Here is a 21,490-nt window from a genome sequence, read left to right as displayed (position 1 = left end):
AGGACTATCAAAAAAAATGTAGTTCCCACAGCTATTGCTGCGGGAACTATAGCAAACATTCAACAGAACCAAAGCGCACTTCGCATAATGCCCGACTACCTAGGAACAAAAACTCGAACCCGCTTAACAATCAGCTTATACGGCTCATTCTTTCCATGTGTTTGAGCGCTCATAACAACATGATATTGAAGATTTGAACCAATGGCTGGAGCAGGGGCTTCGTTGTGAAGTTCGTCATCCACCCACCACTTCACAGTGGCGTTAACTGGGTCATAGTAAGCTGAAAAAGTATGAAACTTCGTCCTATCCAATTTTCGAGGTGCTGGGTGTGGGTTTTGTTTTCTCTGGTAATGCGGAAAGTTCCCACGCCATTCATGGACTGTGCCCAGCATCCCATCTTGATACCCGCCCTCATCCACATCAAGCTCCATCCAATGCTGCTCGAGTCTACGATTGGAAAAAGCCCGATCATCTTCGTTGGCATTATGCTCGACGGGATTCAGCCACAGCGCTGGAAAGTGATCTTTTGAGGCATCATCAATCCTAGCTAAAAACTCTATATAAAAACCATCCTTTCCAGGTAGCAATGGCAAACCACCCTGCTTGGACTTCATATTAATTGTAGAAACTGAACCACCTAACGAAATATTAAGCCCTTCCGATGTTTGCGAGTAGAGGTCAAGTGAAGGCTTCTTCTTATTAAACCACTGACCGGAAAAAAGCTTATGTACAGAATCGCCACCCATAGAAATATCTTCCACTCTTGGGCAGTATGTAAATAGTGATTTAACCTGACCATTATCAGATGCATGTTTAGGAGGAGTAGAATCAGAGCAAAAGCTTGTGCTATTAGCACCAAACGCAGATGCACCCCCTAAAACACCTGCAGCCATCAGAATCATGGATAAGGAAACGACTTTCAGCATATTAATATCGACTCTGAATATAGTTTGCATACTTAAATAAAGTCATCTTACAAGCCATGATTTAAAGTACGACATACTCTCACATATTCCTGCAACCTCTTCAAGGCCGCTCGATCCTTGATGATTCCGGCTCTGATATCGAAAACAGTTCCTCCAGCAGCTCCAACGAGTTCGACGGTTCCGCCATCATCCAATCGGGCGGTACTGGTGGTATTGGACAGATTGCTACCATCGGTACTACAGCGCCCTGAGATGCGCAGCCTACGATCACCAACTGCAACATCAGCGCGCAGCTTTTCATTTTCAGCGAGAGCATAGGCTTTCTCCGTTGTGGCTTTGGCGTCGAGTTCGGCCAGGGCCTTCTGGGTGGCCTGCTGCCTCTCAACCGCCTGGCGCGCCTGAGCAGCTGCAGCGTTGGAAATGGTAAACTGGAGTCGAAAGAAAAACCTTTAGACCTGCTTGTAATGAGAGGGATATTTGATCGATACACCAGAGACATCATTCCAAAGAAGGCCCCAAGGACACAAAAAGACAATGCTGCCGAGCTTCGACAATTAAGGGCGGTATTTGACGAAGCACCTATTGATGCCATCACGCCGTCTATGGTCGCTCAATACCGCGATGTTCGATCAGCGAAGACCCGGGCGAATAGAGAACTCGCGTTGCTCTCGCACGTATTCAACATTGCCAGGGAGTGGGGGTTAACTCGACAGGAGAATCCGTGCCTCGGCGTTCGCAAGAACAAAGAGAAGCCCAGGGACTACTACGCCAACGACGAAGTATGGGCAGCTGTCTATGGATGTGCCCCGCAGGAAGTTCAGGACGCAATGGACTTAGCCTATTTGACAGGTCAGCGCCCGGCAGATGTTTTGGCTATGCGCCGCGACGACATGGCGGGGGATTTTCTGCTGGTAAGACAAGGCAAGACTGGCAAACGCCTTCGCATTCACCTGAACACCAGTATCGGCCGCAGCAGTCTCGGGCTGTTGCTTGACCAAATCATGCAGCGCAATGCTGCTCACACCTCGCCTTATTTCATTCTCAGCAAAAGCGGTGCGCGGGTGTCCTGGCAAATGATGCGCAATCGCTGGGACGCCACTCGCTTGCTTGCCGCTGACAAGGCAAGAGCATCGGGATCAGAGGATGAAGCAAAGCGGATCATGCAATTTCAGTTTCATGCCATCAGACCAAAGGCCGCATCAGAAATTGCAGATATTTCGGAGGCGCGCGTTTCTTGGGCACTCAAAAGAAGGGATTACGGAACGGGTTTACCGCCGTGTCGGAGCAATCGCAAAGCCCAAAGTAATGGAACACTTCACTTTCCTGCGCCCAATAAAAAACCCCGCAGACCTTGATCTGCGGGGCTTTCGAATGTGGAGGCCGAAGCCGGAATCGAACCGGCGTGGGCGGATTTGCAATCCGCTGCATAACCATTTTGCTATTCGGCCAATTGTGCTTGAGGCTTCATGAGAAACATCAAAAACAAAGGTTGCTGCTGCGATCTTATCGCTACAAGCATTTGATTCTTCAGCGATTCAGGTTGTTGCCCCGAGCTGATGGCGCGCATTATGTACTAGAAGATTGAAGCTGGCAACCCCCTGAATTCTAATAATTTTTAGTTAATCATCAACCCCGGTCATACCCTGCCCAGCTCTCAAATCACCACGTTACGGATGAAGCGCAGTACCCCATCACCTTCATTTCTGTAGGAGTGCGGCTTGTTGCTGGCGTACATGTAGAACTCTCCCGCACCAAAGCGTAATGACTGCTCGCTTATGACCAGGGTCAGACATCCTTCGAACACGTATAACTGCTCACTCCAACCCTCGGCATCGGCTTGCGACTGATACTCCTCTCCGGGTTCCAGTGTCCATTCCCACAACTCTACTTCCCTTGAAGCTACAGCCTTGGCTAATAACACCGCCTTGCTCCCCGGCGCAGTGCCCGTCCAGGCCACTTCATTGATACGGCTCGGATCTACAGAACCCGGGGCCTGGATCAAGTCGCTGAACGCAACATTGAGAGCTTCCGCAACTCGATCCAGGGTGCTGAGGCTGACGTTCTTTTCGCCCGCTTCTATAGCTACCAACATCCGCCGGCTTACACCCGACAGTTCAGCCAGAGCACTTTGACTGAGGTGTGCGACCAGCCTCAGGCGCCGGACGTTTTGACTGACGTGTTGTAATACCGACGCACGTTGTGAATTTTCTTTGGGCACTATATTGCTCACCTTGTGGGACTGCGCAGTATACTGCTCAGCTTTGACGCATTGTGCGTCTCTCTTCCGGCAGCGTGCAAGGCTATGACAACGTTGAAACCTTCAAAACTAATGTCTTTGACCTCCCGTTTCAGCAAAGCCGAATGTGTGCTGGTGCTGATTACCATGGTTTGGGGCGTCACTTTTCTATTAGTGCAGCATGCGCTGACGTCCAGCGGGCCGATGTTTTTTGTGGGGCTGCGCTTTGCTGCCGCAGCGCTGATTGTTTCTCTGTTTTCAATTCGCAGTCTGCGCGGCATTACCCTGTTTGAACTCAAGGCCGGGGTATTTATCGGGGTGTCTATCATGCTCGGTTATGGCTTGCAGACCATTGGCCTGCAGACTATTCCGAGTAGCCAGTCAGCTTTCATTACCGCGCTGTATGTACCTTTCGTCCCGCTGCTGCAGTGGTTGGTGCTGGGGCGTCGACCTGGCTTGATGCCCAGCCTGGGTATCATCCTGGCGTTTACCGGCTTGATGCTGTTGTCAGGCCCGAGTGGCGCATCTCTTGATTTCAGCCCTGGCGAGATCGCTACGCTGATCAGCGCCATCGCCATAGCGGCAGAAATAATCCTGATCAGCGCCTATGCTGGCAAAGTCGATGTTCGCCGGGTCACTGTGGTGCAACTCAGTACCGCGTCGATCCTGGCCTTCATGATGACTATTCCGACAGGAGAGACCGCTCCTGATTTCTCATGGCTTTTGTTAGCCAGTGCCGTAGGCCTTGGCGCTGCAAGTGCGGTGATTCAGGTAGCAATGAACTGGGCCCAGAAAAGCGTTTCACCCACCCGCGCCACGCTCATTTATGCAGGTGAACCGGTATGGGCCGGCATTGCCGGACGCCTGGCCGGGGAACGTTTGCCGGGTATCGCCTTGCTGGGGGCAGTATTGATTGTTGCAGCGGTGATCGTCAGTGAGTTAAAAACAAAGGCTAAAGCCCCCGACCAGGTGGAAGACAAGCAAAGCAACGAAGCATGCGACTGATGCGCACGCGCTGATACTGGAAGCAAAGACTCACACTCTGGAGTGTTCATACAGGGAAGATGCCGCGCCGCATTACTTGCGGTTTGCACACATTTTGTAGGATTCATCTACAGCTTCTTTGTTGGTGATATACAAGTCGCCACGTATGATCGCTCACAAACTCCTGCAGATTAGAAGCCTATGTCCCTGATAGTTCTACTGCTTCTGCCATTTATCGGCAGCTGTCTGGCGGCTGTTTTGCCGCACAATGCACGTAACAGTGCATCACTGTTGGCCGGTCTGATTGCTCTGATCGGTACCATTCAAGTAGCCCTGCTCTACCCGCAAATTGCCCATGGCGGAGTGATTCGCGAAGAGTTCATGTGGCTGCCCAGTCTCGGCTTGAATTTCGTCCTGCGGCTGGACGGTTTCGCCTGGCTGTTCTCGATTCTGGTGCTTGGCATCGGCACGTTGGTGTCGCTGTACGCCCGTTATTACATGTCACCCGAAGATCCGGTACCGCGCTTCTTTGCCTTTTTCCTGGCGTTCATGGGCGCGATGCTCGGCCTGGTGGTGTCCGGCAACCTGATCCAGATCGTATTTTTCTGGGAGCTGACCAGCCTCTTCTCATTTCTGCTGATTGGATATTGGCACCACCGTTCTGATGCCCGACGCGGCGCTTATATGGCGCTGATGGTTACAGGCGCGGGCGGATTGTGCTTGCTGGCGGGGGTCATGCTGCTTGGCCATGTCGTCGGCAGCTATGATCTGGATGCAGTGCTTGCTGCCGGCGACAAGATTCGCGCACACAGCCTGTATCCAGTTCTGCTCCCGCTTATCCTGATCGGCGCGCTGAGTAAAAGTGCGCAATTCCCGTTTCACTTCTGGCTGCCCCACGCGATGGCAGCACCCACCCCCGTCTCGGCTTATCTGCACTCGGCGACCATGGTCAAGGCCGGGGTGTTCCTGCTGGCCCGCCTCTGGCCCTCCCTGTCGGGCAGCGAAGAATGGTTCTGGATTGTCAGCGGCGCCGGAGCCTGCACGCTGGTGCTGGGCGCTTACTGCGCAATGTTTCAAAACGACCTTAAAGGCTTGCTGGCCTATTCAACCATCAGTCATCTTGGCCTGATTACCCTGCTGCTGGGCCTCAACAGCCCGTTGGCAGCGGTCGCCGCAGTGTTCCACATCCTTAACCATGCAACGTTCAAGGCCTCGCTGTTCATGGCGGCAGGCATCATCGACCACGAGAGTGGCACGCGCGATATTCGCAAGCTCAGCGGCCTGTTCAAGCTCATGCCCTACACCGCGACCCTGGCCATGGTGGCCAGTGCCTCGATGGCCGGTGTACCGCTGCTCAACGGATTTCTGTCCAAAGAGATGTTCTTCGCCGAAACCGTGTTCATCAACTCCACGGCCTGGGTTGAGATTGCCCTGCCCGTAATCGCTACCATCGCCGGCACGTTCAGCGTGGCCTACGCATTGCGCTTTACCGTAGACGTGTTTTTCGGTCCGCCTCCCACCGACCTGCCCCTGACTCCGCACGAGCCTCCTCGCTGGATGCGGGCTCCGGTCGAGCTGCTGGTGTTCACCTGCCTGATGGTCGGGATCTTCCCGGCACAAACCGTCGGCCCGTTGCTTGCGGCTGCAGCGCAACCAGTGGTCGGTGGCGAACTACCCGAATACAGCCTGGCGATCTGGCACGGCCTGAATGCACCGATGATCATGAGCCTGATCGCAATGTCCTGCGGCATCCTGCTGTATGTGGTGCTGCGTAAACAGCTCAAACTCGGGCGTTACCCGCTGCCGCCCCTGATCACGTATTTCAATGGCAAGCGTTTCTTCGAGCGCTGCCTGGTGGTGATCATGCGCTGGGCACGACGCATTGAGCGGCGTATCAGCTCTCACCGCCTGCAAACCCAGTTATTCCTGTTGATTCTGGCTGCCGTGATCGCCGGTCTGATTCCTATGCTCTACAGCGGCCTGAGCTGGGGTGACCGTCCGAAAATACCGGGTTCGATCGTGTTCGTGACGCTCTGGCTGCTTGCCATAGCCTGCGCCCTGGGCGCCGCCTGGCAAGCCAAATACCACCGTCTGGCAGCCCTGACGATGGTCAGCGTATGCGGCTTGATGACCTGCGTGACCTTCGTCTGGTTCTCCGCACCTGACCTGGCACTGACCCAGTTGGTGGTAGAAGTGGTCACCACGGTCCTTATCCTGCTCGGGTTGCGCTGGTTGCCGCGGCGGATAGAAGAAGTCTCGCCATTACCGGGGACATTGCGCAAAGCGCAGATCCGCCGCTTGCGTGACTTGCTGCTGTCGGCCGCAGTCGGCGGCGGCATGGCGCTGCTGTCCTACGCGATGCTCACCCGCCAGACCCCGAACGACACCTCATCTTTCTATCTGAGTCGTGCCCTGCCCGATGGCGGCGGGAGCAATGTGGTGAATGTGATGCTGGTGGACTTCCGGGGTTTCGATACCCTGGGTGAAATCACCGTACTGGCCGCCGTGGCACTCACCGTCTTTGCCCTGCTGCGCCGTTTCCGCCCGCCCAAAGAAAGCATGCAACTGCCTTCCCAGCAGCGCCTGCTGGCCAAAGACGTTATGACCGACCTGGTCAACCCGCGCAGCGCCAGCGACACCGCCCTGGGCTTCATGATGGTGCCCGCGGTGCTGGTGCGCCTGCTGTTGCCGATTGCCTTTGTAGTGTCGATGTACCTGTTCATGCGCGGCCATAACCAGCCGGGCGGCGGCTTTGTTGCCGGCTTGGTGATGTCTGTGGCGTTCATCCTGCAATACATGGTGGCTGGCACCCAGTGGGTCGAAGCGCAGATGAGCCTGCGGCCACTGCGCTGGATGGGCACCGGCCTGTTGTGCGCCACCCTCACCGGGCTCGGCGCGATTCCTCTGGGCTACCCGTTCCTGACCACCCACACGGCGCACTTCAGCTTGCCGCTGCTGGGTGACATCCATGTTGCCAGCGCCCTGTTCTTCGATATTGGCGTGTATGCCGTAGTGGTCGGCGCCACGTTGCTGATCCTCACAGCACTGGCTCACCAGTCGGTGCGTGCCCATCGCCCGAGCAATCAGTCTGCCTCTCAACCCGCCACCCAACCCAAGACGGGAGCCGCCTGATGGAAGAAGTCATCGCTATCGCAATCGGCGTGCTCGCCGCCTCCGGAACCTGGCTGGTACTGCGCCCGCGAACCTTTCAGGTGGTCATGGGCCTGTGTCTGCTGTCTTACGGGGTCAACCTGTTCATCTTCAGCATGGGCAGCCTGTTTATCGGCAAGGAGCCGGTGATCAAGGACGGCGTGCCCCAAGACCTGCTCAACTACACAGACCCGCTGCCCCAGGCATTGGTACTGACCGCAATCGTCATCAGTTTTGCCATGACCGCGCTGTTTCTGGTGGTCTTGCTGGCCTCTCGGGGCCTGACCGGTACCGACCACGTCGATGGCCGGGAGCCTAAAGAATGAATTTGATGCCGCATCTGATCGTCGCGCCCATTCTGTTACCGCTGCTGACCGCAGCCTGCATGCTGTTGCTGGGAGAGAAGCGCCGCCCGCTCAAAGCCCGGATCAATCTGATCTCGACTTTTCTGGGCCTGGGGATTTCCGTGCTGTTGCTGCTCTGGACCCAACAGCAAGCGGCGCCGGCAGCGATTGGCGTGTATCTGCCGAGCAACTGGCAAGTACCGTTCGGGATCGCGCTGGTAGTTGATCGCCTGTCGGCCCTGATGCTGGTGCTGACCGGCATCATCGCCAGCTGCGCGCTGCTGTTCGCCATGGCCCGCTGGGACCGTGCCGGTGCCAGCTTCCACGCGTTATTCCAGATCCAGCTAATGGGTTTGTACGGCGCCTTCCTGACCGCGGACCTGTTCAATCTGTTCGTGTTTTTCGAAGTTTTGCTGGCCGCCTCTTACGGGCTGATGCTCCATGGTTCCGGTAAGGCCCGGGTATCTGCAGGCCTGCATTACATCTCGATCAACCTGCTGGCATCGTCCTTGTTCCTGATCGGTGCAGCGCTGATCTATGGCGTCACCGGCACCCTGAACATGGCCGATCTGGCCCTGAAAATCCCCTTGGTACCCGAGGCCGACCGTGGCTTGCTGCATGCGGGCGCCGCCATCCTGGCCATTGCCTTTCTGGCCAAGGCCGGCATGTGGCCGCTGAACTTCTGGCTGGTTCCGGCCTACTCGGCAGCCAGCGCCCCGGTCGCCGCCCTGTTCGCGATCATGACCAAAGTCGGCATTTACACGGTGCTGCGCCTGTGGACCCTGCTGTTTTCCGGTCAGGCCGGCGCTTCGGCCTACTTTGCCAGTGACTGGCTGATCTACGGCGGCATGGCGACCATCACCTGCGCCGCCATTGCCATCCTGGCCGCCCAGCGCCTTGAGCGCCTGGCCAGCCTGAGTATCCTGGTCTCTGCCGGCATCCTGTTGTCTGCAGTCGGTTTCGCCCAGCCCAACCTGACCGCTGCCGCGCTGTTCTATCTGGTCAGCTCCTCGCTCGCCCTGTGTGCACTGTTCCTGCTGTCCGAGTTGATCGAGCGCTCGCGCTCATCCAACGAAATGATGCTTGAAGACGATGTGGGGCAGTTGCCAAGCCTGATGGAGTCTTTGAATCCGCCACGGGGCACCAATCTCGACGACGAGCAAAAAGCGGTAGTGGGGCAAATCATTCCCTGGACCATGGCCTTCCTGGGCCTGAGCTTTATTGCTTGCGCCCTGTTGATTATCGGTATGCCGCCGCTGTCCGGGTTTATCGGCAAACTCAGTTTGCTCAATGCCCTGCTCAACCCCATGGGGCTGGGCAATGCCGCTGATGCGCCGGTTTCGACGGCTGCCTGGGGCCTGTTTGCGCTGTTGATCTTCTCGGGGCTCGCGTCCCTGATCGCCTTCGCACGAATGGGCATCCAGCGTTTCTGGACCCCCTTAGAACGCCCGTCCCCGCTGTTACGCCGCTTCGAATACCTGCCTATCGTATTGCTGATCGGGCTGTGCGTAGGGTTGACGTTCAAGGCCGAGCCCGTACTGCGTTATACCCAGGCCGCCGCCGACACCCTGAACAATCCCGAGCGTTACGTGATGGCCGTGATTGGCACCCGCCCGGTGCCCAGCCCTGAAGCCAAGGCTGCCATGCGGGAGGTACAACCATGAAGCGCCTGTTCCCGGCTCCCTGGCTGTCGCTTGCGCTCTGGCTGCTGTGGCTGGTGCTCAACCTGTCATTGAGCGCCGGCAATCTGTTGCTCGGTGCCGTGCTGGGCTTTTTGGCACCGCTGATGTTCGCGCCCCTGCGTCCGTTGCCGATCCGTATCCACCGTCCCGGCGTGATCATCAAGCTGTTCTTTATGGTGGGCCGTGATGTGGTGGCCTCCAACATTGCAGTGGCCCGCGGCGTGCTCAGAGCGGGCAAAAACCCGCCGCGCTCGCGCTTCGTCAAGATCCCTCTGGACTTGCGCGATGCCAACGGCCTGGCGGCCTTGTCGATGATTACCACCGTGGTGCCCGGCACCATCTGGTCGGAACTGGCACTGGACCGCAGCGTGCTGCTGTTGCATGTGTTCGACCTGGATGACGAAGCGCAGTTTATCGAGCACTTCAAAACTGCCTACGAACGCCCCCTGATGGAGATCTTTGAATGAGTGCCCTGCTCTCCAATGCCATCCTGACCAGCCTGTTTCTGTTCAGCCTGGCGATGGTCCTGACCGTGATCCGGCTGTTCAAGGGCCCATCGGCCCAGGACCGGGTTCTGGCGCTGGACTACCTGTATATTCTCGCCATGCTGGTAATGCTGGTGCTGGGTATCCGCTACGCCAGTGACACTTACTTTGAAGGCGCACTGCTGATTGCCCTGTTCGGCTTTGTAGGCTCTTTTGCACTGGCCAAATTCTTGCTGCGTGGCGAGGTGATCGAATGAATTCAATCAGCGAGTTATCGCTCTGGATTGAAATACCGGTGGCAGTGCTGCTGGTGCTGAGCAGCCTGTTTGCCTTGTGCGGTGCTATCGGGTTGTTGCGCCTGAAGGACTTTTTTCAACGCATGCACCCACCGGCACTGGCTTCAACCCTTGGCGCCTGGTGCGTGGCACTGGCGTCGATCCTGTACTTCTCGGCACTTAAATCGTCACCGGTGCTGCACGCCTGGCTGATCCCGATCTTGCTGGCGATTACCGTACCGGTCACCACTTTGTTGCTGGCTCGTACTTCGCTGTTCCGCAAGCGCATTGCCGGCGAAGATGTACCGCCCGAAGTCAGCAGCGGCGGACGCAGCGAAGGCGGAAACTAACCCCCCCCTGCAGGAGCAAGCTCGCTCCTGCAGGTGAGTTACATCCAGCCCAGCCAGCTCCAGTAGGTGGCGCCAAACAGCAGCATCAGCAAATAACCCACCGCAGTGACGATCAAACCGACCTTGGCGAATTGTTTGGCGGTGAAGGTTTGCGTGCCCAGGCACACCATGTTTTGCGGAGCGTTGATCGGCAGGATAAACCCGTAGCTGACCACAAAGCCAAGGAGCATGGTCATGCCCAAGCGGTTGAATTCACCCGGCAAGGTTTGCAACACCGCAATCAGAATCGGCAGCAAGGCCGAGGTCAACGCCGTCGCACTGGCAAACCCCAGGTGAATCAAAATCAGGAACGCCCCCAGAATCGCAAAGATCCCCAACGGACCGACCTGATCCAGACCGGTGTTGTTCACCACCTGCGCGCCCAGCCATTGCCCGGCCTGCGTGGTGAGCAAGGCAGTGCCCAGGCTGATACCGACGCCGAACACAATCACCGTGCCCCACGGAATTCTCGACTGCACGTCTTTCCAGGTCATCACCCCAAAACGCGGCAACAGCAAAAACACCAGCCCGGCGTAGGTCGTCGAGGTGGTGTCAAAACTGTGCAGTTTGCCTTCGGTGGCCCAGGCCAGCAGCAACGCCACAGAGACCGCCATCAGGCGTTTCTGTGGCCCGGTCATCGGCCCCAGTTCGGCCAGTGACTTCTCGACGGCTTCCTTGCCGCCGGGGATGCTGTCGCTCTCGGGGGGCAGCATCTTGAGCACCACAAACAGCAACACCGCCGACATGATGATGGCCCAGGGCGCCCCGGCAATCAGCCAGTCGAGCCAATTCACGCGCTCACCCAGCATCTTGTCCATAAAGCCCACAGTCAGCAGGTTCTGCGCCGCTGCGGTTTGAATCCCGACGTTCCAGATACTGGTGCCCTGGGCCACGACAATCATGATGCCTGCTGCGATGTTCGAGCGCTTGTCCACGCCAAACGCCATGATCACCCCCATCATGATCGGCACCACACAAGCACTGCGGGCCGTGGCGCTGGGTACCACCAGACTGAGCAGGATGGTGACCGCAATCGCCCCCAGCAGGATGCGCCGGGTGCTGGTGCCAATGCGTGACAGAGTGACCAGGGCAATGCGCCGATCCAGCCCGGTATGGGTCATGGCCGCCGCGATAAACAGCGCACCGGCCACCAGCGCCAGCGCGGCATTGGAGAAACCGGTCAGGGCCATGGTGATGCCGGCAGAGGTGCCGTACAGTTTCGACGGATCTTGCAGGGTCGGCGCCATGCCGATCAGGAACGCCATCAGCGACGTGATCATGATGGCACTGGCTTCATAGGACACCGCTTCAGTGATCCACACCACCACGGCAAACGCCAGTATCGCCAGCATGCGGTGGCCCGCGACCGGTAGATCGGCAGGTAATGGCAGCAGCAAGATACCGATCATCACCAGGACCGCAATCACCAGGCCTATGGGGAGTTTTGCTTTGGCCGTTGCAGGCTCCGGGGTGGTTGCAGGCGCATTCATGGCCAGTTCCTTATGCTTGAAATCCTGTGCAGCATAGGCCAGGGGCACAACAGCGGTGTTGATGCTTGTCAGCTTCCTGTAGGAGCGAGCTTGCTCGCGAGCTCTTAGGTCGTAACAACGAAGAGCTCGCTCGGTTCAGCATTACTGAATCTTGTAGTGAAAGGTGTTGCGTACCCCCGGCACTGTGACCGCCTGCCCATCAATGACCCTTGGCTGATACCGGAAGGTGGCAGCCGCAACCAATGACGGCCGGATAAACGCCGGGTGGCAGTTGCCCACCACTTTGGGATTGTCGACCGTGCCCTGCGGGGTCACCGAATACTCCACGGTGCAATCGCCTTGTATGCCTTTGTCCAGCGCCCGCTGCGGGTAGTCGGGAGCTTGTTTGCTGATGGGTAAATATTGGCGTACATCCGCAGCGCCAGCCGCCGCCGACTGCCGGGCTAGCCTGGCATTATCGGCCGCCACCCGGGCCTGTTGCGCTGCCGCGTCGGCCAGGGCTTGCAGGCGCTGAGTCTCGGCTTGCTCCACGCGCTGGCGAGCGATGTGTTGTTGCTCGAGCTGCGCCTGCTTTTTCTCCTCGACACGCTTGCGCGCCAGCGTGGCCTGCTCCAGTTTGCGCGCCTGAATCGGCGGCGGCACTGGCGCAGGTTTTACGACCTGCGGTTCGGCCTGCGCCACCGGTTGCGGCGCCGCAGGTGCAACAGGTGCAGGAGGCGCTGCCAATGGCTCGGCCGGCAGCATCACCAGCCGGGTTTTGAGCATCGACGGTGCTGGCTCCGGCAGTGCCTGCTGCTGGCTCCAGCCCAGCACCAAAAAGGCAATCACGGCACTGTGCAACACAACCGTCACCAGCAGCGCCTGGCCATTGCCCCTTGCTTCGCTCAGCGCGCCGATCATTGAGGGGCCTCGGTCACCAACCCCAGGTGGGTCACGCCACCTTGCTGCAACGCAGCCATGGCCTTGACCACGCTGCCGTAACCGGCCTCATTGTCCGCACGGATATACACCTGGGTGTCGGCGTTCTGCGCGACAACCTGGCCGACCTTGGCTTGCAACTCTTCCAGGCTGAGCGCGCTGTCGGTCTGGTTTTTTGTGTCCAGTTCGTTGCCCAGATTCCAGAAATAGCCCCCCTCGGCTTTTACCGACAGCGTGAGGATTTTTTGCTGACTGTCACTGACCAGTGCTTCACTGGCCACCTTGGGTAATTCAATTTTCACCCCCTGGGTCAGCATCGGCGCGGTCACCATAAAGATCACCAGCAGTACCAGCATCACATCGATGTAAGGCACCACGTTCATTTCGGCCTTGGGCCCGTGTTTGCGCTGTGGTCGAGCAAGCATGTTCAAACTCCCTGTTTAGGCGACTGCAGCCATGTTCCGTGAACCGGCATGCAAGCTGCGGTACAAGCGCATCTGCACTTCGTTGCCCAGGCTGTAATAGCGGGTCAGCAAGGTCTGGCCACGGGACGAAAAGCGGTTATAGGCAATCACCGCCGGAATCGCCGCAAACAGGCCGATGGCGGTAGCAATCAAGGCTTCGGCGATGCCGGGGGCCACGGTCGACAGCGTCGCCTGTTGCACCCGGGACAGGCCGATAAAGGAGTTCATGATCCCCCAGACCGTACCGAACAGACCGATATACGGGCTCACCGAACCCACCGTCGCCAAAAATTGCAGGCCCTTCTCCAGACGGATTTCCTGTTCGCTGATCGCCACATACAGTGCCCGCTCTATCCCTTGCATCACCCCTTCGGCGTCCACCCCGGGCTGCTGCCTGAGCTGGGCGTACTCGTTGTACGCCGCAGAAAAGACTTGCTCGGCACCGGCATCGGCATGGCCCGCCTCACGGCTCTCGCGGTACAGCGCGCTCATCTCCCCCGGCGCCCGTAACCGCCGGGCAAAACTGTCCATGTCGCGCTCACTGCGACGCAGAATGGCACTGCGCCGCACGATCAGGAACCAGCTCAGCACCGACGCCGCCAGCAGAATCAGCATCACGCCCTTGACCAGCAGACTGGCGTCGTTGATCAGGCCCCAAATGGTCATGTGTTCCATGGTTGCTTGCATGTTATTGCTCCTGCAGGGTTATCCGGCTGTGATTGCGATTGAAAGCGATTGAGATGACCGGATCATGGCAAGTGCAAAGCCCTGGTCACTTCGGTCCACGGGATAAATTTGAAGTTCTGGCCGTCTTCGGGCATGCGCTTGCGCCCGTCCTGCACCACCAGCATGCCTTTGCTCCAGGGCCCGCCGAGATTGGCCGACGTCACGTCCAGACCGTCGGTTTCAGAGGTGCCATCGATCCCCGCCGCGGCATTGACCCCCACCCGGAAGGCGCCACGCACCGCGAAGGGCGGCTCGGCATCCAGCACTACATAGCTGTCATTGCCCTGGCTGGAGATCACCAGGTAGTCGTTGTGCTCGCCCCGGTACAGCGCCAGCCCTTCAATGTCGTCGTGTACCTGATCGCCCACCCTGATCACGCCGGTGAGGGTTGCCGGCTGGTCCGGGCGCGCATCCACTGCCCACACCGCCACGTCCTCTTCACCCAGGAACAGGCGCTGGCGTGTATCGTCCGCCACACAGCCTTCAGGCTGGCTAGCAACCTTGAACTGGCGCACCAGTTCGCCTTCTACCTTGTCGCCCTTGGCAAACAGCCGGTGCTGGACGAAGGTGCCGTCCTTGTCGTTGGCAAAACTGTAAATCTCGCCCGTTGGCGCCTTGAACAGGCACAGGCCATAGATATCCTTGACCGGGGTCGCAATCTCGCCGGCGTGTGCAAGCTGCCCCGTGGCACGATCAATGCTGAACACGCTCAGGCTGTTGTGATCGCGATTGGTCGCCACCGCCAGGTCCACGGTGCGTGAGCCCAGCGTGAAGCCGGGGCGCACATCCACGTTGTTCAGACGCCCTACCGGCAAATGCTGCACCCGCTTGCCCTGCAAGTCGTACACCTCAAGCCCTTGCTGTTTGTTGGTACCCAGCACCCGGCTCAGGGCCGGTGTTTGCGGGTGCAGCCAGATGGCAGGGTCATCGGCCGCGTCGCCACGGCTCGCTACGCTTTGGGTTTGCACTGCAGGCTTTACGCCCGGCAACACCGGCGGCTGATTCACCGGGGTGGCTTTCCAGTCCAGGGTGCCTTCCAGCAACTGGTTACTGGCTGCATCCTGCACCAGCACCTGAAGGCCTTCAGGCGTCTGGCGCAGGGCCAGATGCTCGGGTTCGACCACCCCGCCGAGCGCCAGGCTGGCCACCGGCGACCAGCGTTTGCCGTGCTGCTGATACAGGTTCAATTGCGCGGCTTGAGGGTCAAGCCCGAGCATCCCGCCCGGTACCGGCACCATGGCCCCGGCGCTTTGCTTTACGTTGCCAAAGGGTTCGATCATGGCCACGGGCAAACGCGACACGTCGGATTCGGCATGGGCCGGGTAAGCCCACCAGCCGACATTCTCTTCGTTGACGAACAGCTGCTGCGCGCTGTCGTCGACCTGGCAAAACTTCGCCTGCGGCGGCAACGGCAGGCTGCGCACCAGGCGCGGGTCGGGCAGCCGTTGGTGGTCGGCAGCCACCAGCCACTGCTCGCCCTTGCCTTCTTCACCCACGGTAAACAGATAGATATTGCTCGCCTCGTCCTGATACAGACAGACGCCATCGACCCCATAGTCCCGGGGCGGCAGGTACACGGGGGGTTGCCATTGATGGCTGCCCGGGTCGAGGTCAAACAGCGCCACTTGCTGCTTGTCCTTGTCGCTGCTGGCCACCAGCACCCGGTCCCCCAGCCTGCGGCTGTCCAGTCCGGCAAATGCGCCCGCGACCCGGCTCAGGGTCTTGCCCTGTTTATCGAGCAGCACTATGCCCTCGCGCTTGCTGACCGCCAGGCGCCCGTCACCCATACCGTCCGGTAAAAACCCCAGGGCCTGGGCTTTGCTCGCGGTCCACGGCTGCAAGGCCGGAGCGGCTATATCAGTGGCCGCCTGAGTACTGCCCGCGGTCAGGCATGCCAGTAACGGCAGCAGGAGAGGTTTGCGTTTAAACAAAAAAGTCATGGGTAATGCCATTCCATTAGAGGTAAGAGACCGGGTTGACCGGATCGCTGGCAAGCCAGCTCCCACAGAGGGAAACACCAAAAATTGTGGGAGCCGGCTTGCCAGCGATGACATCAAGCCGATTAAAAATGAGTGAAGGTCAGGCCCAGCGAGAAGGTCGGGCCGTACTCTTCGTACTGGTTGTTGTAGCGGCTGTTACCGCTGTAGACGAAGTACGGCTGATCGGTCAGGTTCTGCGCGTCAAAGTTGATTTGCAGTCTCTCGGTCAAGGCGTAACGGGCACTGAAATCGACAAAGGTCTGGGCGTCGACATGGGTGTCGTGGGCCTTGTCATTAATGCCGGCCAGCTCGTAGAGATAGTCCGACTTGTAGTTGGCTGACAGCCGCAGGCTGAGCTTGTCGTCTTCCCAGCCCAGCATCAGGTTGCCGACGGTGTTGGACTGGTTGGGCAGGTCGATATCGCGCTTGAGGCTGGCCCCCGTGGTCGCATCAACCCCCTTGATGCTGGCACTGGAGCGGCTGAAGGTGCTGTTGGCGCCCACAATCACGCCATTCCAGGGCGCAGGCAGCCAGTCGAATTTTTGTGAGTACGCCAGTTCCAGCCCGTACAGACTGGCGCTGTCGCCGTTGGCATAGCTGTGGGCTTCGGTGAAATCAGTCCAGATGCCACTGCCGGCCAGGTCGTTGTTGTAGACGAAGTTTTTGATGTCCTTGTAGAACAGGAACGCCGACACTGTCCCGGCCCGCCCCATGTAGTGCTCAATGCCCAGATCGAAGTTGCTCGACTCCAGCGGCTTGAGGTTCGGGTTGCCGAACTCGGCCACGTCATCGTCAATCACAAACCCCGGCGCCAGCTGGCCAAAGGTCGGGCGCACCACGGCGTTGGTCCAGGCCGCCCGCAGCTGGGTGTTTTTGTCCAGTTGGTAGCGCGCATGCAGGCCCGGCAGCCAGTGGTGGTAATCGCGTTGGGTGTCCTGGGCTTCGAACTCGCCATTGCGCACGCCGGTGCCCTTGGCCTCGAACTCGGTGCCCTCGTAGCGCAGGCCGGCAATGAAGCGCCAGTCATCAATGTCCAGGGTGTTCATCAGGTAAGCCGCGTTGATGTCCTCACGCATGCTGAAGTCATTGGCCTGCGATTCCTGCTGGTTGTAGTAATCGTCCGGGTTCAGGCCGCCGATCAGGTCCTTGATTGCACCGCCACTGATCCCGGGGCCGAACCGGCCCAGCGAGTAGTGCAGGTTGCCCTTCTGGAACCGGTCGAGGTTGAGCTGCGCATCGCTGTAACCCAGGTCCGCGAAGTCCTCATAGACCCAGGCATTGAGGTCGTTGTCCTTGTTGCGCCGGCTGACTTTGCCGCCGAACTTGACCTGAGAGGCATAGCCCTGCACGTCGTAATCGCGGGCCAGATCCAGGCGAATGTTTTTCTCGGTGTCCTTGGTGTTTTGCTCCTCCCAGTCAACTTTGTCGAGGGTGAAGCTGGCCGGGTCGTAAAAACCCGCGCCGATGATCGGGCGCGGTTTTTCGGTGTCGTAAAAGCCACTGTCGGCAAAGCTGGAATTACCTTTGAAGGTCGCCCCGGCGATGTGCCCCGGGCTGTCTTCACTGGATTTGCTGTAGCCGGCCTGCCCGCTCAGCGTCCACAGGCCCATCATGCGTTCACCGCCGAATACGTAGGACTGGATCTCCTGGGTTTCTTCACGCTGCTTGAGTTTGCGCTTGGTCTTGGCCTTGCCCAGCTCGCCCTCGGCTTGCGGGTTGGCAAACTCAAAGGCGGTGGAATTGCGGGTCTCACTGTCCTTGAACCGGCTGTACAGGGTGCGCAGGAAGAGCTTGGTATCGTCGTCAGGTGTGTAATCAAAGTTCAGCCCGCCACCGGTGCGCTCGCGGCTGATGTCGTAGACTCGCTGTTCGAAACTGTTGAGCCGTGCGCCATCGTTGAAGTCCCAGTCGCCACCGGTTTCAACGTTGTCCGAACGAAAGTCGCGCTTGTTCCAGCTCAGGGCGGCGGCCACCCCGAAGTTGTCGATGCCGTCGCCGAGGCTGAAGCGGTCACTGATGGCGCCCGAGACTTTGGGGCTGGTCTGATGGCTGTTCTTGTTATAGGCGGCTTGGGTACTGGCGGTATAAAACAGGCCGTCATGGTCAAAGGCCGACAGGCTTTGCACGTCCACCGTACCGCCCAGCGAGTTGGCGTCCATGTCCGGGGTCAGGGTTTTGATCACCGACAGCGACTGCACCAGCTCGGACGGCAGCACATCCAGCGCCACGGCGCGGCGCGCGCTTTCAGGGGACGGTACCAGCGTACCGTTGATAGTCACGCTGTTCAGGTCCGGCCCCAGGCCGCGGACGCTGACAAAGCGCCCTTCGCCCTGATCCCGCTCGATGCTGATCCCGGGCAGGCGCTGTACGGCTTCGGCAACGTTAGCGTCGGGCAACTGGGCCATGCCATCGGCATGCACCACGCTTTCGATGGTGTCCGAATTGCGCTGCTGCTTGAGCGCTTTGTCCAGACTCACGGCCTGCCCGACCACCTCAACGTGCTCGGTGGCGCCAATCGCAGCCTCGCCAGCACTCAGGCGCTCGCTGGCAATCGCCATGGCCAGTGCGCTGAACGTGAACCCGACCCACTGCACCTTGCTCCGACCCATGTACATGCTTGTCCTCCCCCGCAATCACCTTGGTCGGGCAAATGGCCCGACAACCTGGGAGCGAACGCTAGGGTCGGGCAATGACAGTGCTGTGACAGTGTTGGGCCAACAGCCCCGAAACAGAGGCGTTTCAGCCCTAAAAGGGGGCCAGATGAGCTGATTTGACCCGGTTTCGCACCTCTGCCGGGATGGCATTACCCTATTGTTTAAACAAACCTCTATAGCAGCCATCGCCGGCAAGCCGGCTCCCACAAGATAGGGCGCTTGCTCATCCCCTGCGGGGGCTGACCTTGCCAGCGATGGCATCACGCCACTCTGCTCATGATCCGCGGCGCCTGCAGCACATAATCGAGCAAGAGGCCTGAGCTGATTCGACCCTTGCCGCCCGTCACACAGCTGTCATATCCCTCTGTTGTGCTGGCCATCACTACGTTTTGGCAGAACCTTGATGACCTGGCTGAACATTCTCAAACACCATCGCTGGAAACTCGGACTGCTGGTTCTTGCAGCCAATATCGGGCTGTTGCTGAACCTGGCCTTTGGCACCCCCAAAGCCGTCAGCGAATGGCAGTGGCTGGACATCGCCGGCGAAGGCGGCACCGCCCTGTTCCTCCTGTTCTGGCTGGGGCTGGTTCTCAAAAGCCGGCCGGCCGGACGGGTCACCGACTACCTGGCGATCGGCTTGAGCTGCATGTTTTTTTCGTGGTGGATTGACGTGCTGGACGAGTTTATCCGCTTGCCCAAACACATTGGCTGGGATCACTGGCTGGAGTCCGGGCCGATGCCCGTCGGCATGATTTTGCTGACCATCGGCCTCTACCATTGGCACCGCGAACAACAGGCCATCAATCAGCAAATGGAAAAACGCGAACGGGTGTTCCGCGAGCATCGCCTGTTCGACAAACTCACTCCACTGGGGGGCGCCGACTACCTCAAGCGCCAGATCAGTGACTGCTTGAGCCAGAGCCTGGAGCAGCAGCAACCGCTGTCACTGCTGGCCCTGGATATTGACGACTTCACCTCGATCAACCAGCAGTACGGCCATCCGGAAGGCGACGCCGTACTGCAAGCCCTCAGTCAGTTGCTGCTGCTTAACCTGCGGCGTCACGACCTGCTCTGCCGCCTGGCCGGCGACCGCTTTGTCGTGCTGCTGCCCAATACCGGCCAGAGCCAGGCCAGTTTGCTGGCGCTAGAGCTGCAACAAGCGGTGCAGAGCCTGGCCCACAAAACCCGACAACATGGCGAGCGGGTGTATTTGTCGGCCAGCACCGGCGTGGTAATGGCGATCGACGAAGCACCCGATCAATTGCTCAAACGCCTGAACCTGGCCCTGGCCCGCGCCAAACCGCCATGCAGTAAACGGGCATGAACGCCAGTCACTGGTACGAAGCCGACAGCCGCTTCATCGCCGGGCATTACCAGCCCGCCACCCTGATTGACCTGGCCTTGTCGCGGGACATCGACAGCCATCGCCTGCTGCGCGGCACCGGGTTGTTTTACGACGACATCGTGACCGGCCAGACCCGTCTCAGCCCGCAACAATGCTTTGCCCTGATCGCCAACGCCCGGCGTTTACTTGAAGCCGACGACAGCAGTTTTCTGTTTGGCCAACGACTGTTGCCGGGGCATTACGGCCCGGCCAGCCACGCCCTGCAACAGGCACAAAACCTGGATCAGGCATTGCACACCCTGATCCGCCACCGGGCATTGCTCAGCCCCTTGCTGACCCCGCGCCTGCTGCTGGACGACAACTACGCCTATGTCTATTGGCTCGACAGCTGCGGTGCCGGTGAGCAATTGCGCTTTGTGATGGAGGCCAGCATGACGGCGCTGAAGGCCATGAGTCAGTGGCTAAGTGGTGAACGCCTGCCGTGGGAGTGCAGCTTCAGCCACCCCGAGCCGCGGTACGTGGAACAGTACTGGGTGCATCTGGGCGAAAACACCCGGTTTGACAGCCAACTGGACATGATGCGCCTGCCACGGGAATACCTGACCCGCGCCTGGCCCAATGCCTCGGCCATTGCGCAGCAAGTGGCGTATCAGCAGGCCCAGGCGCAGTTGCACAGCCTGGGGTTCAGCGCCAGCCTGCTTGACCGGTTGTACCTGTACTTGCGCGCCCATGCGCAATTGGCCCCCGGCCTTGAGCAGACGGCGCAGCATTTCTGCATGAGCCAGGCCACCCTCAAACGCAAGCTGAACAAACACGGGACCCACTTTCAGGCCCAGCAAGACCAGGCGCGCAAACACATGGCGCTGTACCTGTACCAGATCAAAGGCCTGAGTAACGAAGCGGTGGCCGAATACCTCAACATCAGCGACCCGGCCAACTTCCGCCGCGCCCTCAAGCGCTGGACCGGGTATACACCAAACCTGATCCGCCAGTTTCTGACCCTGTAACCCCCCCACAACCACCTGTAGGAGCGAGCTTGCCTCGCGAGCTTTGTTCTGCTTTGGAAAAGCTCGCGAGACAAGCTCGCTCCTACAGGGGTTTGGGGCCAAGGTCTTACTGCGCCAATGCGCGCAATCTGGCCAGCTCTTCGGTGCTCATCGGGATCCCTTCGCCCACCGATTTGGCGCGCTCGATAAAGCACCGGTCACTCCGCCGCGCCTCAAGCCCTGGACCGGGTATACACCCCACCCCACTGTAGGAGCGAGCTTGCCTCGCGAGCTTTGTTCTGCTTTGGAAAAGCTCGCGAGACAAGCTCGCTCCTACAGGGGATGGTTTGGGGCCAAGGTTTTACTGCGCCAATGTGCGCAATCTGGCCAGCTCTTCGACGCTCATCGGGATCCCTTCGCCCACCGATTTGGCACGCTCGATAAAGCACCGGTCACT

At 59.0% G+C, this 21,490-nt stretch carries 18 protein-coding genes, 1 tRNA gene and 1 pseudogene; 10 read left to right on the top strand and 10 right to left on the bottom strand.

The window, feature by feature from the left end:
• Positions 1-95: 95 nt before the first annotated feature.
• Positions 96-926: a hypothetical protein gene (locus tag ACP7BO_RS09015; protein ID WP_426209725.1), complete on the bottom strand. Its 831-nt coding sequence runs from the start codon at positions 924-926 to the stop codon at positions 96-98.
• Positions 927-1,026: 100 nt separating this feature from the next.
• The gene (gene rz1 / locus ACP7BO_RS09010) at positions 1,027-1,158 is read right to left on the bottom strand and encodes a lysis system o-spanin lipoprotein Rz1 (RefSeq protein ID WP_426210360.1); all 132 of its coding nucleotides are present in this window, start codon (positions 1,156-1,158) and stop codon (positions 1,027-1,029) included.
• Between the two features lie 42 nt (positions 1,159-1,200).
• Here rz1 and ACP7BO_RS09005 point away from each other — a divergent pair.
• A pseudogene (locus ACP7BO_RS09005) lies at positions 1,201-2,225 on the top strand (tyrosine-type recombinase/integrase); the annotation flags it as partial.
• A gap of 75 nt (positions 2,226-2,300) precedes the next feature.
• Here the strand turns inward: ACP7BO_RS09005 and ACP7BO_RS09000 are convergent.
• A tRNA-Cys gene (locus tag ACP7BO_RS09000) sits at positions 2,301-2,374 on the bottom strand.
• Between the two features lie 206 nt (positions 2,375-2,580).
• Complete coding sequence (locus ACP7BO_RS08995) at positions 2,581-3,144, bottom strand: helix-turn-helix domain-containing protein (protein WP_426209723.1); 564 nt, start codon at positions 3,142-3,144, stop codon at positions 2,581-2,583.
• 111 nt (positions 3,145-3,255) lie between these two features.
• On the opposite strand from ACP7BO_RS08995, the gene ACP7BO_RS08990 reads away from it, so the two are divergent.
• From ACP7BO_RS08990 to ACP7BO_RS08960, 7 genes are all read left to right on the top strand, one after another.
• Positions 3,256-4,167 (top strand): DMT family transporter, encoded by a 912-nt coding sequence (locus tag ACP7BO_RS08990; RefSeq protein ID WP_426209721.1) that lies wholly within the window; start codon positions 3,256-3,258, stop codon positions 4,165-4,167.
• 180 nt (positions 4,168-4,347) lie between these two features.
• Positions 4,348-7,278 carry a monovalent cation/H+ antiporter subunit A gene (locus ACP7BO_RS08985; protein ID WP_060692880.1) on the top strand — a complete coding sequence of 977 codons (2,931 nt, stop codon included), beginning with the start codon at positions 4,348-4,350 and terminating at the stop codon, positions 7,276-7,278.
• Positions 7,278-7,622, top strand: coding sequence for a Na+/H+ antiporter subunit C (locus ACP7BO_RS08980; protein ID WP_003446102.1), 345 nt, complete (start codon positions 7,278-7,280; stop codon positions 7,620-7,622). The genes ACP7BO_RS08985 and ACP7BO_RS08980 overlap by 1 nt, the downstream gene beginning before the upstream one ends.
• Positions 7,619-9,304 (top strand): monovalent cation/H+ antiporter subunit D, encoded by a 1,686-nt coding sequence (locus ACP7BO_RS08975; RefSeq protein WP_397456961.1) that lies wholly within the window; start codon positions 7,619-7,621, stop codon positions 9,302-9,304. Before ACP7BO_RS08980 ends, ACP7BO_RS08975 begins: the two co-directional genes overlap by 4 nt.
• Positions 9,301-9,789 (top strand): Na+/H+ antiporter subunit E, encoded by a 489-nt coding sequence (locus ACP7BO_RS08970; protein WP_397456962.1) that lies wholly within the window; start codon positions 9,301-9,303, stop codon positions 9,787-9,789. Before ACP7BO_RS08975 ends, ACP7BO_RS08970 begins: the two co-directional genes overlap by 4 nt.
• The gene (locus ACP7BO_RS08965; protein ID WP_003446108.1) at positions 9,786-10,064 is read left to right on the top strand and encodes a K+/H+ antiporter subunit F; all 279 of its coding nucleotides are present in this window, start codon (positions 9,786-9,788) and stop codon (positions 10,062-10,064) included. Before ACP7BO_RS08970 ends, ACP7BO_RS08965 begins: the two co-directional genes overlap by 4 nt.
• Positions 10,061-10,432 carry a Na+/H+ antiporter subunit G gene (locus ACP7BO_RS08960; RefSeq protein ID WP_060692886.1) on the top strand — a complete coding sequence of 124 codons (372 nt, stop codon included), beginning with the start codon at positions 10,061-10,063 and terminating at the stop codon, positions 10,430-10,432. The genes ACP7BO_RS08965 and ACP7BO_RS08960 overlap by 4 nt, the downstream gene beginning before the upstream one ends.
• A 38-nt stretch (positions 10,433-10,470) precedes the next feature.
• On the opposite strand, the gene ACP7BO_RS08955 is transcribed toward ACP7BO_RS08960, so the two are convergent.
• The 6 genes from ACP7BO_RS08955 to ACP7BO_RS08930 all read right to left on the bottom strand — a co-directional run bounded on the left by ACP7BO_RS08955 (position 10,471) and on the right by ACP7BO_RS08930 (position 18,663).
• Positions 10,471-11,961 (bottom strand): DASS family sodium-coupled anion symporter, encoded by a 1,491-nt coding sequence (locus ACP7BO_RS08955; protein WP_060696923.1) that lies wholly within the window; start codon positions 11,959-11,961, stop codon positions 10,471-10,473.
• Between the two features lie 141 nt (positions 11,962-12,102).
• A complete protein-coding gene (locus tag ACP7BO_RS08950; RefSeq protein WP_426209717.1) occupies positions 12,103-12,861 on the bottom strand; it encodes an energy transducer TonB in 759 nt (252 codons plus the stop codon).
• Complete coding sequence (gene tolR / locus ACP7BO_RS08945) at positions 12,858-13,304, bottom strand: protein TolR (protein WP_426209715.1); 447 nt, start codon at positions 13,302-13,304, stop codon at positions 12,858-12,860. The genes ACP7BO_RS08950 and tolR overlap by 4 nt, the downstream gene beginning before the upstream one ends.
• A gap of 15 nt (positions 13,305-13,319) precedes the next feature.
• Positions 13,320-14,030, bottom strand: coding sequence for a protein TolQ (gene tolQ, locus ACP7BO_RS08940; protein WP_426209713.1), 711 nt, complete (start codon positions 14,028-14,030; stop codon positions 13,320-13,322).
• A gap of 62 nt (positions 14,031-14,092) precedes the next feature.
• Positions 14,093-16,009 carry a phytase gene (locus ACP7BO_RS08935; RefSeq protein WP_426209711.1) on the bottom strand — a complete coding sequence of 639 codons (1,917 nt, stop codon included), beginning with the start codon at positions 16,007-16,009 and terminating at the stop codon, positions 14,093-14,095.
• A gap of 122 nt (positions 16,010-16,131) precedes the next feature.
• Complete coding sequence (locus ACP7BO_RS08930) at positions 16,132-18,663, bottom strand: TonB-dependent receptor (protein WP_426209709.1); 2,532 nt, start codon at positions 18,661-18,663, stop codon at positions 16,132-16,134.
• A gap of 442 nt (positions 18,664-19,105) precedes the next feature.
• On the opposite strand from ACP7BO_RS08930, the gene ACP7BO_RS08925 reads away from it, so the two are divergent.
• Both ACP7BO_RS08925 and ACP7BO_RS08920 read left to right on the top strand, forming a co-directional pair.
• A complete protein-coding gene (locus ACP7BO_RS08925; RefSeq protein ID WP_426209707.1) occupies positions 19,106-20,026 on the top strand; it encodes a GGDEF domain-containing protein in 921 nt (306 codons plus the stop codon).
• The gene (locus ACP7BO_RS08920) at positions 20,023-21,054 is read left to right on the top strand and encodes an AraC family transcriptional regulator ligand-binding domain-containing protein (RefSeq protein ID WP_426209705.1); all 1,032 of its coding nucleotides are present in this window, start codon (positions 20,023-20,025) and stop codon (positions 21,052-21,054) included. The genes ACP7BO_RS08925 and ACP7BO_RS08920 overlap by 4 nt, the downstream gene beginning before the upstream one ends.
• Positions 21,055-21,490 lie beyond the last annotated feature (436 nt).

This window comes from Pseudomonas sp. TWR2-1-1 (assembly GCF_049897045.1).
GTDB classification, from domain to species: Bacteria; Pseudomonadota; Gammaproteobacteria; order Pseudomonadales; family Pseudomonadaceae; genus Aquipseudomonas; species Aquipseudomonas versuta.
The sequence above is the reverse complement of the archived record's forward strand: the minus strand, read 5'-3'. Positions and strand labels throughout refer to the sequence as shown.